This is a genomic window from Sphaerothrix gracilis Ecp01, from assembly GCF_030405905.1.
Classification (GTDB): Bacteria; Cyanobacteriota; Cyanobacteriia; order Phormidesmidales; family Phormidesmidaceae; genus Sphaerothrix; species Sphaerothrix gracilis.
On the sequence record NZ_JASATW010000019.1, the window covers coordinates 45,510 to 59,202 of the forward strand.

15 protein-coding genes and 1 tRNA gene are annotated in these 13,693 nt (G+C 50.5%); 10 read left to right on the forward strand and 6 right to left on the reverse strand.

Annotation, left to right across the window (positions count from 1 at the left end; translation table 11 throughout):
* Positions 1-98 precede the first annotated feature (98 nt).
* The 3 genes from QJQ48_RS19490 to QJQ48_RS19500 all read right to left on the reverse strand — a co-directional run bounded on the left by QJQ48_RS19490 (position 99) and on the right by QJQ48_RS19500 (position 3,780).
* Complete coding sequence (locus tag QJQ48_RS19490; RefSeq protein ID WP_346292923.1) at positions 99-1,346, reverse strand: ATP-binding response regulator; 1,248 nt, start codon at positions 1,344-1,346, stop codon at positions 99-101.
* A gap of 62 nt (positions 1,347-1,408) precedes the next feature.
* Complete coding sequence (locus QJQ48_RS19495) at positions 1,409-1,840, reverse strand: response regulator (RefSeq protein WP_346292924.1); 432 nt, start codon at positions 1,838-1,840, stop codon at positions 1,409-1,411.
* A gap of 158 nt (positions 1,841-1,998) precedes the next feature.
* A complete protein-coding gene (locus tag QJQ48_RS19500) occupies positions 1,999-3,780 on the reverse strand; it encodes a PAS domain S-box protein (RefSeq protein ID WP_346292925.1) in 1,782 nt (593 codons plus the stop codon).
* Positions 3,781-4,517: 737 nt separating this feature from the next.
* Here QJQ48_RS19500 and QJQ48_RS19505 point away from each other — a divergent pair.
* The 5 genes from QJQ48_RS19505 (at position 4,518) to QJQ48_RS19525 (ending at position 8,188) form a co-directional block, all read left to right on the forward strand.
* The gene (locus QJQ48_RS19505) at positions 4,518-4,925 is read left to right on the forward strand and encodes a Na-translocating system protein MpsC family protein (protein WP_346292926.1); all 408 of its coding nucleotides are present in this window, start codon (positions 4,518-4,520) and stop codon (positions 4,923-4,925) included.
* Positions 4,926-5,177: 252 nt separating this feature from the next.
* On the forward strand, positions 5,178-5,882 hold the full coding sequence (locus QJQ48_RS19510; protein WP_346292927.1) for a response regulator: 705 nt from the start codon (positions 5,178-5,180) through the stop codon (positions 5,880-5,882).
* Between the two features lie 100 nt (positions 5,883-5,982).
* On the forward strand, positions 5,983-6,162 hold the full coding sequence (gene psb35 / locus QJQ48_RS19515) for a photosystem II assembly protein Psb35 (protein ID WP_346292928.1): 180 nt from the start codon (positions 5,983-5,985) through the stop codon (positions 6,160-6,162).
* A 283-nt stretch (positions 6,163-6,445) separates the two neighbouring features.
* Positions 6,446-7,405 (forward strand): RNA polymerase sigma factor, RpoD/SigA family, encoded by a 960-nt coding sequence (locus tag QJQ48_RS19520; protein ID WP_346292929.1) that lies wholly within the window; start codon positions 6,446-6,448, stop codon positions 7,403-7,405.
* 171 nt (positions 7,406-7,576) lie between these two features.
* Complete coding sequence (locus tag QJQ48_RS19525) at positions 7,577-8,188, forward strand: general stress protein (RefSeq protein ID WP_346292930.1); 612 nt, start codon at positions 7,577-7,579, stop codon at positions 8,186-8,188.
* Positions 8,189-8,214: 26 nt separating this feature from the next.
* Here QJQ48_RS19525 and QJQ48_RS19530 read toward each other — a convergent pair whose 3' ends face one another.
* On the reverse strand, positions 8,215-8,901 hold the full coding sequence (locus QJQ48_RS19530; protein ID WP_346292931.1) for a hypothetical protein: 687 nt from the start codon (positions 8,899-8,901) through the stop codon (positions 8,215-8,217).
* 150 nt (positions 8,902-9,051) lie between these two features.
* On the opposite strand from QJQ48_RS19530, the gene yqeK reads away from it, so the two are divergent.
* The 5 genes from yqeK (at position 9,052) to QJQ48_RS19555 (ending at position 11,884) form a co-directional block, all read left to right on the forward strand.
* A complete protein-coding gene (gene yqeK, locus QJQ48_RS19535; RefSeq protein WP_346292932.1) occupies positions 9,052-9,672 on the forward strand; it encodes a bis(5'-nucleosyl)-tetraphosphatase (symmetrical) YqeK in 621 nt (206 codons plus the stop codon).
* A gap of 58 nt (positions 9,673-9,730) precedes the next feature.
* Entirely contained in the window at positions 9,731-10,189 is a 459-nt protein-coding gene (rsfS, locus tag QJQ48_RS19540) for a ribosome silencing factor (protein WP_428843069.1), read from the forward strand.
* Between the two features lie 61 nt (positions 10,190-10,250).
* A complete protein-coding gene (locus tag QJQ48_RS19545) occupies positions 10,251-10,748 on the forward strand; it encodes a CGLD27 family protein (RefSeq protein WP_346292933.1) in 498 nt (165 codons plus the stop codon).
* A 42-nt stretch (positions 10,749-10,790) separates the two neighbouring features.
* A complete protein-coding gene (locus tag QJQ48_RS19550; RefSeq protein ID WP_346292934.1) occupies positions 10,791-11,744 on the forward strand; it encodes an asparaginase in 954 nt (317 codons plus the stop codon).
* 63 nt (positions 11,745-11,807) lie between these two features.
* Positions 11,808-11,884 (forward strand) — tRNA-Met (locus QJQ48_RS19555).
* A gap of 70 nt (positions 11,885-11,954) precedes the next feature.
* Here QJQ48_RS19555 and QJQ48_RS19560 read toward each other — a convergent pair.
* Both QJQ48_RS19560 and trxA read right to left on the reverse strand, forming a co-directional pair.
* On the reverse strand, positions 11,955-13,118 hold the full coding sequence (locus QJQ48_RS19560; protein WP_346292935.1) for an LL-diaminopimelate aminotransferase: 1,164 nt from the start codon (positions 13,116-13,118) through the stop codon (positions 11,955-11,957).
* Between the two features lie 20 nt (positions 13,119-13,138).
* A complete protein-coding gene (gene trxA, locus QJQ48_RS19565) occupies positions 13,139-13,477 on the reverse strand; it encodes a thioredoxin (protein WP_346292936.1) in 339 nt (112 codons plus the stop codon).
* Positions 13,478-13,693 lie beyond the last annotated feature (216 nt).

A 13,693-nucleotide genomic window follows, 5' to 3' on the forward strand; every position in this document is an offset into this window, starting at 1 on the left:
CATGATTTTCAAACTTAGCCGAGGGAAAAGCTGGAAGGTACGCAGCGATCGCAGTCATTAGGTTCAAGACCTCAACCTAGGCGCGATCGCTCAAGCCTTTAGGAAGCCAAAATATCAACCTTTGTACATGTTTCAGAACTGTCAGGTTCCGCTGTTTGGACATGGCGAGGAATACTCACGGTAAAAACAGACCCCTGCTCTATATGACTATTGACTTCAACTGTGCCGTGCATCATCTTGACTAAAGAATCTACAATCGCTAGCCCAAGCCCCGTTCCTGGATAACGGCGGGTGCTGGTTTGATCAACCTGTCTGAAGGCTTCAAAAATGTGTTTGAGATGATTAGGCTCAATACCAATTCCGGTATCGCTCACCCGCAAACAAAGTTGCTCAGGCGATATTTCCGTGAGTTCAACGGAAACCCTACCTTGATCCGTAAATTTAATGGCGTTGGAGAGAAGGTTGACGAGGATCTGACGAAAGCGAATCGGATCGTTGATGATCCAAGGGTTGCTGAGCTGGATCTTGAGCTGTAGAGATAGACCGCTTTCTTCCGCTAGCGATCGCAGCTCCTCAGTCGTTGACTCGATTAGCTGAGCCGCATTAAACCTTTCTAGCTTGAGCTGTAAGCGGCCCGCTTCTATCTTAGAAAAGTCCAAAATGTCATTCAGCAAGGTCAGCAGATTTTTGCCGTTATTTAAAATGCGCTGCACCATATCTACATGTTGCTGCGAAAATCGCCCCTGACCGCGACGCAGCAAAATCTGAGAAAACCCAATGATGGCGTTCATCGGCGTTCTCAGCTCGTGAGACATAGTGGCTAAAAACTCAGACTTGAGCCGCGAAGCCCGGATGAGTTCAATATTTTGGAGCTGGATTTGCTGCCGCTGCTTTTCCAGCTCTAAATTTTGCCGGGTCAAAATTTCGTTCTTTTCCCGTAGCTCCTGCTGGGCCTGCGCCGCTTCAAGCTCAGCTTCATAGACCCGGATCGCATTGCGCAGACAGCGCACTAATGTACCCGGAGTGATTTTTGATTTTGATAAATAGTCCGAAGCGCCAGCCTTCATCAGCTCGACGGCTATTTCTTCATCGCCCTGACCTGTGAGCACAATCAGCGGAATCTTCAGACCGGACTGGCGCAAAGCTTTGACTAACTCCAGTCCGCTCATATCTGGCAGGCGGTAGTCCAAAAAGATGCAGTCAAAGGAAAGCTGCCGCAGCATAGCGATCGCGGTTTGGCAGTTTTCTGCCTCATCAAACTGCAGCGGAATATTAGCCTTTCTAAAAGCACGACGAACTGCCAAACGATCGATCTCGTCATCATCAACAATTAAAATCTTCAGCAAATTTGCTGATTGTGCAGTTGAGGCAGCAGTCGTTTTCTTCATTAACGCTTACGTGGGCAGTCTTACGGCATTTCGCATAGAGTCCAGTACTTGTTTAAAGTTGCCATCACCTCAGCGAAGTTAAGAAATGTGACAGGCTTCAACAAATACCCCGCAACATTTAACTTGTAGGCTTCGACCCGATCTTGATCCTGATTGGATGTGGTTAGCACAATTACGGGAGTTAGGCACAGCTTAGGATCAGCTCGGAGATTTTGTAAAAACTCGATGCCGCCCATCTTAGGCATATTCAAGTCCAGCAAAACCAGTCTCCTCTCATCGGGGATCAAAGGACGCTTATCTTGACTTCCCTGCAGCATTTCTAGAGCTTCTAGACCGTTTCCAGCCACATAAAGTGGGTTGACGATGTTATTTTTGCGAAAAGCCCGCTTCACATTCATCACATCGACTTCGTCGTCTTCTACCAGCAGAATATTGATCGCTCTAGAGTCCATGAGGCGCGATTGCTACAAAGCAAAGTTAAGGTTTTGTCATTTATATCAAGTCCGACGGTCAATACCTATCTGCTAAGGGATAGACTCTAGCGTTTGGAATTTTTCGCTCACAGCCATCGCTCAGCCAACCGCCTGCCTATCTATTAGCATTCCCATCGTCAGTTTTGTTTAGGCCAGATGAAGTGAAAGGTGGTCCCCTCTCCTAGCTGAGAGTCCACATTAATCTCGCCACCCTCCGTATCAATAATTTTTTTGATGATAGACAAACCAATGCCGGTGCTTTCAGTTTTGTCGCGGGGTTCAAGGGTTTGGAACACTTGAAAGATCTTATCGTGATATTGAGGCGCAATTCCAGGGCCGTTATCGCTGACTAAAAATTCGTAATATGAGTCTTTGTCGTGGAATTGAATATCTATTTTGCCTTGAGGCTTGTCGTTGTATTTAACGGCGTTGCTGATCAGGTTCGAGAAAACCTGCCGCAAAATCAGGCGCTTAGCGGTTATCGTCGGCAGATGCGATGGCAGGTTAATCACAAAATCGTCGGGTGGGGCCTGCAAATCAATCACTTCTGCCAAAAAGTCTTGCAGTGAAAAGGTTTCTGTCGGGACTTCTTTGCGCCCTATACGGGAATAGGCTAGGAGTCCTTCAATCAGCGCCTCCATGCGATGAACTCGGCCCCGCATCAGTCGCATATGTTCTTGACTTTCTGCTGGTAGCTGATCGCCGACGTCTTCTTCTATCCAGGTAGAAAGATTGGCGATCGCCCGCAATGGGGCCTTCAGATCATGGGAGGCAACATAGGCAAACTGATCGAGTTCTTGATTACGTCGCTCTAAGAGGCCGGTCGTTTGTAGCAGCAGCGTATTAATTTGCGCCAGTTCGTTAGCGCGGGCCTCCAGCATTTCTTGGGCTTTACGGCGATCGCTGATATCGTTGATAACCCCGACCATACCGACAAAAGCGGCGCTTTCGTCATGCTGAGGCTGTAGGTCTATTTCAATCCAGCAGGTTTGGCCTGAACGAGTCTGCAACCTCAGTTCACGCTGCTGCTGCTGCAAATTTTGAGCCATCTGCTGGGTGCAGTCACGACACCAGGGCTGATCTTGAACATGGAAATACTGCCAGAAAGGTTTTCCTAAGCTTTCCTCAGACGAAAAACCGGTAATTGCCTGCCATGAGGCATTCAAGAATGTCCAATTGCCCTCCGCGTCCGTCTGAAAGATAATCTCACGAATACTGTCTACGACGGAGCGATAGCGCTGTTCACTGAGGCTCAGAGCCTGTCTAGCAGCCTCGATTTCGGCCTTGGCTGTGCGCTCTCGTTTTAGCAGATTGTCTTTCACCTGGTTAGCGACTTCTAACTCAGCCGTACGGGCTGCCACCCGCTCCTCTAGTTCCTGATTCAGCGCCGCCAAGCGGAATTCCATCTGCTTGCGCTCGGTGATATTTAAGCTGACGCCAATAATGCGATGAATTTCTTTGTCGGCATCGTTCAAAGGAGTCAGGGTAGTTAACCACCACGACTCCTGGCCTGAAAAAGGCAGCTTTTCCTCATACTCAACCGTCTGCCTTGCTGCCACACAGGACTGATAGCGCGATCTCACTGCCGCGGCTGCCGCAGCGGGCAAAATATCTTCTGGCCCGCTGCCAATCACATGGTCAGCCGATAGACCTGTCAAACGCTCAGAAGCGGGATTGAAGCCGGCATAGCGAAAATTTCCATCGGGCAAAACATCCACGACAAAAATTGCTTCTCTGACATTGTCGTAAACGCTGCGTAAAAAAAGTTCTTGTTGACGCAGCGCTCTCATAGTCTCCTCGTGATCGGCCTGTAGCTGACTATACTCAACCCGGGTGTCTGCCAAATTTTCCTGCAGGCGATCGCCACGACTGCGCGCCGTAGGCTCTTGAGGATGAAACGCATCTGGAAACTGAGCCATAAAACATTAACGAAAAAATTCGAAAGACAACGCTTTAGGACTGAGCGATCATAACTGGGATCTAGACAGGGTATCTCAGCCGAAACCTCTGTCAAAATGCCAGTCAGACATCAGTAAATCGTGAAGCACAGGGAGCTAGCTGCTAGGGACAGCCTAGCGCAATCCTGATCCCCACCTTATAAATTCAATCATCCCTAAAACCCGACAGCGTATGACTATAGACAGATATCCGAATGGTTCAACTCTGTGGGTAGTTTCTCGGATCTTCATCGCCCAGCAATTCTATCCTGAAAGCGCAATCCATCAAAATTTCAGAATTTGGCTAATCGTCTGCGAGGCCGTTGAGGCTCAAAGGCGGTTTTCCAAGTCTTAATTAAGAAATGATACTCCCCCAAAATCTATCTAGAGATTTATCTAGCTAAGACAAAAAATAGTTCTTTTGTCAGGCGTTAATTCTGTAGGTGTTTTAGTAAATTTGGCCGTAATCTGTTTTGAAGTCTATTTTTGCAGTTATTTCATCAATCACTTAACTTACTTGGGAAATACATAACGGCAATTTTCCACCGCCATTCTAGAGACAAGTCGAAGTGAAGAGTGGGCGGTTAATGAGGTGACAATAAATTACGTTTTTGCTTTTTTGCTAAATAATGATTGCAGTTTTGAGTTTAGTTAGACCAATCATGCTAGTTGACAGCCCCCTACTCTGTCTGGATTATCCGTTCGGGGAGGTGCGTTGAATGGGATCTCAAGAGCAAACGATTGGTCAGCTTGAACGGGATTTATCACAGAAGCTGCAGGCGCTTTATCGTCATCGACTGGGACACCGCGTAGGTAAAGTGACCTGCCAGATGTTCGAGCAGAAGTTGGCGATCGTGCTTGAAGACTCCCTGACCCTGCCAGAGCAGCTGATTGTGGAAGACGGCAGCACTGAGCTGGCTGATGAAATTCACGGACAAATTGAGCGCCTGCTGCGGCCTGAGATCAAGCAGCTCATTGAGACGATTTTTGCAGTTGAAGTCCTGGATCTACTATCAGATGCCAAACTCAGCACGGGGCGCACAGGCATGATAGCTATTCTGGACAAAGTTCCAGACGTGCGAAATCCTGATGCAATTCCCAAGATTAAGAAAAAGGCGGCAACTTAGCCAGTGAACTGGATTGATTGAATTGAACTCAGCTAGCTCAACGAGGGCTAACAGCAATCTAATTGTAGGAAACTAGGCAGCAATAGTAGAATTAGGGAGTTAAGCGTAAACAGCTTAATCTCGGCTAGCGCCGCCATGTGTAGCTGAACCCTAAAGCGCTTCCATTTTAGGCATTGCAGTAAACTTCATTTTGCGCCTACAAGTGAGCTTTAAGCGATCGCCTTTACCCAGATATCCCCTGATTTTTCCACTATGGACAACATCCGAATCGTTTTGATAGAAGATCATGACTTAACCCGCGTCGGCCTCAAAGCTGCGATGCAGCAGCAGCCTGACATGAGCGTAGTGGGAGAAACAGGCAATGGTAAGGCTGGACTCAGCATTTTGCGGGAAATCCAGCCAGATATAGCCGTAGTGGATATCGGTCTGCCGGATATTGACGGCGTGGAGCTAACTCGGCAGTTCAAGGAAAGTCAGGGGGAGGCTGAGACCAAAATTTTGATCCTGACGATGCACGATAATGAGGAAGCGGTGATGGCCGCCTTTGCGGCTGGGGCTGACTCTTACAGCGTTAAGGATGTAGACATTGAGCAGCTAATTGAGGCAATTCGCGTCACCCACGCGGGCAATGCCTGGATTGATCCGACCATTGCTCGCATTGTTCTCAATCAGGCCCAGCAGCAGCAGGTAGAGATTGCCAGTTCCGGTGACGCTGCCGATGCGGAAAATTCTAAGGCCGACTACGAGCAGGTATTAGCAGCCTATCCGCTTACAGAGCGGGAGCTAGAGGTTTTAGAGCTAATCGTAGCGGGCTACAGCAACGCGGCGATCGCCGAGGAACTCTACATCACGGTCGGCACGGTCAAGACCCACGTTTGCAACATTCTCAATAAGCTCAGCGCCAGCGATCGCACTCAGGCTGCCGTCCGTGCCCTACGGACTGGACTGGTTAGCTAGCCGTTTTGGGGCTGATACGCTAATAAGTCGCAAGAGGGATGTATCGTCAGCAACAGTTTCGTAACCTGAGCTTAAAGGTTGATATATAAGGATTTAACCTATGAACTTATTTATGCAAACTGCTGAATCTACGGCACTACCCATATCGCTGGGTATGATATTTTTTATTGGTTTTGTGGCAGCAGTCGTTCTAGGTTCAATTGCCTGGTACAACTCGAAGCGCCCGGCAGGTTGGGAGGACAAAGAGCGTCCTGACGTTGTGCCCAAAATTGACAAGTAATTAATCGCTGACTCTTCTCAGTGAATCATTCAAAGACGCAGTTACATCGCGTCTTTTTTTTGCTTTTTCCTGGCTGAGTTTAGATTTACCGCCTGCTGGTAGCGATCCGCGGGGGTAATCAGCCAAAGAATTTGGGATTACGTCTCCTGGGAGATGTGCGAACTATTAATAAGACGAATAATAAGCTATGTGAACTACTTTACTTAAACGACCCAACAGTCAAACCTGTCGGCCCTGTTCCAGAGCAACTAGATCACACCTAAGGTAAGCGTTTTTCAATTTTATGGCAACTGTTCGATACTCTACGGATTCAGTACGTAACTATCTCAAAGAGATTGGTCGTATTCCTTTGCTTACCCACGAGCAGGAGATTTCCTACGGTAAGCAGGTGAAGCGTCTAATGGCCCTAGAAGCCGTCCGAGACTCGTTTGCTGAGGAGAAAGAGCGTCAGCCCTCCTTAGCTGAATGGGCAGAAGCCGCTAAGGTGTCAGAGACGGAACTAGCGCAAGTCGTCGAGAAAGGTGAGTCTGCCAAGAAAAAAATGGTGGCCGCCAACCTGCGTCTTGTGGTTTCCATCGCCAAAAAATACACCAAGCGCAACTTAGATCTGATGGATCTAGTGCAGGAGGGCACCATTGGCCTGCAGCGAGGCGTTGAGAAGTTTGATCCAGCCAAAGGCTATCGCTTTTCTACCTATGCTTACTGGTGGATTCGTCAGGCCATGACCCGCGCCTTAGCAGAGAAGAGTCGCACTATTCGCCTGCCCATTCACATCAACGAAACGCTCAACAAAATCAAGAAAGCTCAGCGTACCCTGGCCCAAGAACTAGGGCGCTCAGCCACCGTTTCCGAGCTGGCCGAACATCTAGAGCTTCCTAACAAGAAAGTGCGGCAATATCTCGGCTATGCCCGTCAGCCCCTGTCGCTGGAAACGCGTATGGGCGACAACCAGGACACTGAACTGGGAGATTTGCTAGAAGACCCCGATTCTTCCCCCGAAGACTTTACAATCCAGACCAATCTGCAGCAAGATTTGCGCGAGATGATGTCTGGACTGACGCCGCAGCAGCGGGAAGTGCTGGCGTTGCGATTTGGCCTAGAAGATGGCCGCGAGCTATCACTGGCTAAAGTGGGTAAGCGACTCAACATCAGCCGCGAGCGCGTCCGGCAGCTACAGCAGCAAGCGGTGAAAAAGCTGCGTCAGCAAAGCGGCAATCTCAAAGAGTATCTGGTAGCCCTCTAGGCGCAGTTTAGGCAGATTGCCATTCGATGCTGAGGGTCCAGGCGGTGAAGCTTCATCCTGGTATTGCGGTAAGACAGGCTGGGGTGAAGCGATCGCCTAACAATTGAGTCCATTAAAAAACTATTTTTATCAATCTAAGCTGTAACTGTTTATTTTTATAGAGGTGACATTATGACACTTGGCAAACATCGGCGCGCTATTGGCGTTTTTTCTCGCGAACGCGATGCTCAATATGCTTACGAAGATCTCAAACAGTCAGGCTTTCCGGTTGATCATGTTTCGGTCGTAGCGAAACAGCCTACTGAAAACTCCACAGCCGGGAAAGACCTCACCCAAGAGCCAGGGCACGAGACGGGCAAAGGGGCCGCAGTGGGAGCCGTTACTGGCACAACGCTGGGACTGCTGGGCGGATTACTGGCGGGTGTAGCGACATTTGCCATACCGGGCGTGGGTGTCTTTATCGGGGCGGGCACGATTGCCACAACTCTAGCCACAACGCTGGCAGGCGGCGGCATTGGTGCTGTTTCTGGGGGCTTGGTTGGAGCGCTAGCAGGCTTAGGCATTCCAGATGACCGGGCCAAGGTTTACAGCGATCGCCTGTCTCAAGGGGACTATCTAATTGTGGTAGAAGGGACGGCTGACGAAATTTTACGAGCACAGTCAGTGCTGTTTAACCACCCAGGACTGGAAGAATGGGGTGTCTATGATGCCGACAGCGATCGCCCCCGGCAGGTTGATTTAGCAAGCGAAGTCCGCAGTGACTCTCAGCATTCACGGCCCTAGCCGCGGCTGAATACTATTGAAACAGACTAGTAAGTCTCGGTGTTGGCATTAGAGCTGTTTGACTCCTCGGCGGCCTGAGCCTGTGATTTGAGCATCTGCTCTAGCGATCGCAGCCGCCCGTCGTAAGCCTGCTTAAAATCAGTAATTTGCTGCACTAACAGGCGCTGCTGCTGCTTCAGCCTTTCTGCCATCTGCTGGTCTAAGTCCAGCCGAAACTGCTGCAAAGCGGCATCAAGCTGGGCCGGATCTAGCGTCGGCTGAGGTGGCGGGGTGACGGGGGCTGACAGCGTGGCCGTCAGTTCGCTGCTGTTGCCCACAGTTGCTGGCTGAACAGGGTTTGCTACCGTGGGTTCATCTTCAGGCCAGTCCACTGAGGAGGCAGTCTCTGATTCCGAAACAGGTTGAGCTAGCTGCATCACTTCAATCCGGGCCTCATACTCCTCTCGCACCTGTTCGATCCGCTCAGCTAGCTGATCCTGATAGTGTTCAATTGTTTGAGCCAGCTCGGCCTTATAGCTTTGCCGCATCTGGTGAGCGTTTTCGTTTAGATGCTGTACCTGAGTCTGATCAAGCTGTTCGTGCTGTCGCTGCAACTGCTGCAGCATTTTCCTTTGTTTTCGAATTCGCTGCTGCTGTAGCCAATAGACAATCAGGGCAATCAACAGTCCTACCAAGAAACCCAAGAGCACGTTCGCAGTCAGAAACGAAGTCATAACATTTGCTCCTCAGTGGCCTAACCCGTAACCACTGCTTCAGTCTACCTGGGGTCTGCGCTTTGAAACAGGGCTTAAAATGCTTCTAGAAAATCATCGTTTACAATGGCTTTAGAATGATATCAAAGGCCGTTCAAACTCTTCTAGCATATGACTCATTTTTCTAGCCATTTGCGCCAGCAAGTGCTGAGCTGGCTAGATGAAAATGTACCGCTACCTAGAATCAGGCATGTGCTGCGGGTTGAGCAACTAGCCGTCGAGCTAGCTCAGCATCATGGTTTCAGGGTTGAGCAGGCTGCCCAAGCTGGCCTGATGCACGACTTAGCCAAATATTTTCCGGCAGAGCGCCTGCTGCGCATGGCTCAACAAGCCAACTTAAGCCTTGATCCGGTGGCGATCGCTAACCCGCACCTGCTTCATGCGGAAATCGGCGCTATCGTAGCAGAAGAGGTGTTTGATCTTAAAGATGCCGTGGTTTTAGCCGCCATTCGCAATCACACGCTAGGCGCGCCCAACATGGACGCCATTAGCTGTGTTGTCTTTTTGGCCGATGCGCTAGAACCAGGTCGCGGGCAACAGAGTGACCTAAATCGGCTCAGGCAGCTATGTTATGAAAACCTGTTTCAGGCTGTCTATGAAACCTGTGAACATACTCTCACGCAGCTAATCCGGTCAGGAAAGCTGATTCATCCCCGTGCTGTCCGCACGCGCAATTGGTTTCTACAGGCCAGTCAGACGCATCCGGAGACGACTCGTTTATCCATTGGATGAACGGGCTTTAATGATTGATGAACCGTAATTAGAGCTGAATTGAGGAAATGTAATTTTAATGGCAGATCGTCCTAACTTTTTCACCGCTGAGCGCTTAGCAACCCCAGAAGCCCACTCCGCCACTGATGCGGCCTCTTTAGAAACGGCTAAGCAGCTTGCTATGGATATTGCTCACGCTGCTGACGATCGCAAGGCAGGCAACATTAAGATTCTTCAGGTAGCTGATGTCTCTTATTTGGCTGATTTCTTTGTGATTGTGACCGGCTTTTCCAACGTGCAGGTGAGAGCGATCGCGCGATCAGTTGAAGAAAAAGTAGAAGAAAACTGGCAGCGGCATCCACTGCGAACTGAAGGCACAACTGATAGTAGCTGGATTCTGCAAGATTACGGCGAAGTGATTGTGCATATCTTCTTGCCCCAAGAACGCGAATTTTATGACTTAGAGGCTTTTTGGGGCCATGCTCAAGAAGTTGCCTTTGAGCCATCTACGGGGGCCGCTCAGAGTCGCTTGCACTAATTTTCTTTATTTTTAACAATAAAGAAAGGATGTCCATGCCTCGCCCTGGCGCTTGAATCATATGAAGCCTAGATCTACTCGCTGCCCGGTTCCCCCTGAACAGCAGCCGATTAATGAATATCAGCACATTCGCGGATCTTGGTTTTACAGTTGGGCTGCGCGCGATCTGCGGGGCTTCATTGTGCCTATTTTGATCTTATGGCTCATTAGCTGGCTGGTGAGCGGCCCTGTTTCGGCGGCCAGTTTCCCACCGCATAAAGTGCTGCCTAAGTTCTTAATTAGCGGTTCAGCTGGAGCGATTCTACTCCCCACTTTGGCGCTGCTGCAGCTCTATGTGGGCTGGATTCATGTGGGTAACCGCTTAAAAGCGAAAACCGTACCCTACGAAGAGTCGGGCTGGTATGACGGTCAGGTTTGGCTAAAGCCAGAGGAAGTCGCTACTCGCGATCGCCTGATTGTAGACTATCAGGTACGGCCCTTGCTCAAGCGAATTCAGGCTTCTCTGGGAATTCTGGCGAGCTGCCTGCTAGCGGGGAGCCTGATTTGGCAGTTTGTATAAAGGTCATTGTGTTTATGACATTAATGTGTAAGAGTCTTAGCCATGACTAAGGCCAAACGGACTCAAACAGCAGAAATTAAAGTTCAGCTATTGCGAGAGGGAATACCTGAGTCAGTACACCGAGCCCAGGCGGTCGTCTGCGATAGCCGGGGGCGAGTCTTGTCAGTCGCAGGCAATGCTGAAACGGCCACCTTTATTCGCTCAGCCCTGAAGCCTTTCCAGGCTCTATCGGTCACTAAAACCGGCACGGTTGAGCGCTACGGCCTCACCGATCGCGACTTGGCTATCATCTGCAGCTCCCATCGGGGATTGATGGAGCAGGTTAGGCAGGTTTTCAATATTCTTTGGCGCAGTGATGTAGATCCGACCCTGCTGCAATGTCCAGTCCCTGAGGGCAAGCGCAGCCCCTTACAGCACAACTGCTCCGGTAAACACGCCGGTATGCTGGCTGTGTGTCAGCAGCGCAAATGGCCGCTCAACACCTATCTCCAGCGCAGCCACCCGCTGCAGCAGCTCATCCTGCAACAGGTGGCGGAACTGCTAGGGATGCCCGCTGACGAGTTTATCTGTGCCCATGATGACTGCGGCGCACCGACTTACTTTATGCAGATTGGGCAGATGGCGACGCTGTTTGCCAAGCTGGCTTCAGGCGATAGCGTCGATATGGAACGCATTGTGCGAGCAATGACCAGCTATCCAGCCTTGGTGGCGGGACATGAAGCGTTTGACACGGATTTGATGCGGCTGACAGAAGGTGAAATTGTCAGCAAGTCGGGGGCTGAGGGCATTCAGTGTGTCGGCCGGGTTGGGGCTGGCTTAGGGCTGGCCGTCAAAGTGATGGACGGAGCTAAACGGGCTAAGTATGCGGTTGCCATCCACTTACTGAAGCAGCTCGGCTGGATTACTCCCTCAATCGCTGAGAACTTAGCGGAAACCTATTTGGTTTTGGGCGATTTTAAGCGGCTTGATGTCATGGGTGAGATTGAAATCCTTTAGTTTTCGCCCTGAAAAGAAATTGTTGTCGTTTTGACCAAAGTTCAGCTATAGTGGGAAATACGTCGCGGGGTAGAGCAGTCTGGTAGCTCGTCGGGCTCATAACCCGAAGGTCGTTGGTTCAAATCCAGCCCCCGCCACCAAATAAAACAAAAGCCCTTAGATATTTCATCTAAGGGCTTTTGTTTTATCCGATAGGTTTAGCCTAATGCGCTATAAAAACTCAGCCATACGCTGAACGGCAGCTTCTAAAATATCCGGCGGGTGCACCAGGGCAAAGCGCACATAGCCTTCCCCAGATTTGCCAAAGCCAATGCCGGGAGAAGCAGCTACGCCAGTTGTCTTAACCAGTTGAGTACAAAAGCCAATAGAATTCTGGCTCCAGGGATCCGGCAGCTTGGCCCAAATGTACATCGTGGCGGTTGGCGTGGGCACCGACCAGCCAATTTTGTGTAGGGCTTGCACAAAGCGATCGCGCCGCTGCTGAAAAGTCTCTACGGCCTGACGAACCGAATCTTGAGGGCCAGAAAGCGCCGCGATCGCGCCGTTGAGAATGCCGCGATACTGGTTGAAGTCAATGCAGGCTTTCACCTGCCGCAGAGCCTGAATCACCTGGGGGTTGCCGATGGCATAGGCAACGCGAAAGCCCCCCATGTTGTAAGACTTAGACAGGCTGAATAGCTCCACGGAAACTCGCTTTTGCGGATCTGCCTCCAACACAGAGGGGGCATGATCGCGGTCAAAGACCATGTCGGTATAGGGAAAGTCATGCACCAGCACCAGTCCATGTTGCTGGCAAAAATCCACGGCCTGTCGGAAAAAGTCGAGGGAAGCGACTGCCGTTGTTGGGTTATGGGGATAGCTCAACACCATCAGGCGCGACTGGGCCAGAACAGGCTCCGGAATTTCCGCGAAAACGGGCAGGAAGTCGTTTTCAGCCCGCAGGGGCATGGGATAAATCTGGCCGTTAGCCAAATAGACGCCGCCCGCGTGGGAAGGGTAGCCCGGATCCATCAGCAGGGCAAAATCCCCCGGATTGAGAATGGCTAGAGGTAAATGGGCTGTCCCTTCCTGGGAACCAATCAGGGCCAGTACCTCAGTCTCTGGATCGACTTCGATACCAAACTTATGGGTATACCAAGCAGCCGCAGCCTGCCGGAATGGCCGCGTACTGTGAAACAGAGAATAACCGTGCGTGCTGGGATCTTGGAGCGACTGGGCGATCGCTGCTAGCACATGGGGCGGGGCAGGCAGATCGGATGAGCCAAGCGACAGGTCAATAATAGTTTGTCCCTGAGCTATAGCTTCAGCCTTGGCCTGATCCATATCGGCAAAAACGTTGGCTTGAAGCGGTTGAAGTCGCTGAGCAATCTGCATGATAACTATGATGGGGGAGACTAAGCGGGCGAAGAGACATGCGCTTCGAGCAGTTGCTGAATTTGAGGCTTGCTGATGGCCCCTTCGCTGTCGGCTACAACTTCTCCTGCCTTGAAAAGCCGTAAAGCGGGTACCCCTTCTACGTTGTAGGTGGCAACGGCTTCAGGATTAGGATCTACTTCCATCTTAACGATTTTGAGGCGATCGCCATATTCGCTAGCCAGATCGCCCATGATGGGAGACATCAAACGACAGGGGCCGCACCAAGAAGCCCAAAAGTAAACCAGTACAGGTTCGCTGGCCTGCAGGACCTCGGACTGAAACTCGTTATCTTGAATGACGGTGGGTTCGTGACTCATGATGCTTAGTGCGTAGTGTGATTAAGAAACGATCGCTTCTCCAGCTTATATCGAGTCTGAGTCAGGCCAAAAGTAGGCACGACAATTTAGGCTCAAGACTGCCGCCTGGCTGGCCAGCCCTTCCAGGGTTGCGACAATCTCAATCGCCGTTCTAAATTTCAAGACTACAAGAAACGGGTAGCAGCCAAAAATGCTGTTACCCGCTAACGTCTTAAT

Excerpts from the sequence above, each read along its gene's own strand:
- psb35 (WP_346292928.1), top strand. The coding sequence starts at position 5,983 with ATGAACTTATTTATGCAAACTGCTGAATCTACGGCACTACCCATATCG.
- QJQ48_RS19560 (WP_346292935.1), bottom strand. The coding sequence starts at position 13,118 with ATGCAGATTGCTCAGCGACTTCAACCGCTTCAAGCCAACGTTTTTGCC.
- QJQ48_RS19530 (WP_346292931.1), bottom strand. The coding sequence starts at position 8,901 with ATGACTTCGTTTCTGACTGCGAACGTGCTCTTGGGTTTCTTGGTAGGA.
- QJQ48_RS19545 (WP_346292933.1), top strand. The coding sequence starts at position 10,251 with ATGAAGCCTAGATCTACTCGCTGCCCGGTTCCCCCTGAACAGCAGCCG.
- QJQ48_RS19500 (WP_346292925.1), bottom strand. The coding sequence starts at position 3,780 with ATGGCTCAGTTTCCAGATGCGTTTCATCCTCAAGAGCCTACGGCGCGC.
- rsfS (WP_428843069.1), top strand. The coding sequence starts at position 9,731 with ATGGCAGATCGTCCTAACTTTTTCACCGCTGAGCGCTTAGCAACCCCA.
- QJQ48_RS19550 (WP_346292934.1), top strand. The coding sequence starts at position 10,791 with ATGACTAAGGCCAAACGGACTCAAACAGCAGAAATTAAAGTTCAGCTA.
- QJQ48_RS19510 (WP_346292927.1), top strand. The coding sequence starts at position 5,178 with ATGGACAACATCCGAATCGTTTTGATAGAAGATCATGACTTAACCCGC.
- QJQ48_RS19505 (WP_346292926.1), top strand. The coding sequence starts at position 4,518 with ATGGGATCTCAAGAGCAAACGATTGGTCAGCTTGAACGGGATTTATCA.
- QJQ48_RS19525 (WP_346292930.1), top strand. The coding sequence starts at position 7,577 with ATGACACTTGGCAAACATCGGCGCGCTATTGGCGTTTTTTCTCGCGAA.
- trxA (WP_346292936.1), bottom strand. The coding sequence starts at position 13,477 with ATGAGTCACGAACCCACCGTCATTCAAGATAACGAGTTTCAGTCCGAG.
- QJQ48_RS19495 (WP_346292924.1), bottom strand. The coding sequence starts at position 1,840 with ATGGACTCTAGAGCGATCAATATTCTGCTGGTAGAAGACGACGAAGTC.
- yqeK (WP_346292932.1), top strand. The coding sequence starts at position 9,052 with ATGACTCATTTTTCTAGCCATTTGCGCCAGCAAGTGCTGAGCTGGCTA.
- QJQ48_RS19520 (WP_346292929.1), top strand. The coding sequence starts at position 6,446 with ATGGCAACTGTTCGATACTCTACGGATTCAGTACGTAACTATCTCAAA.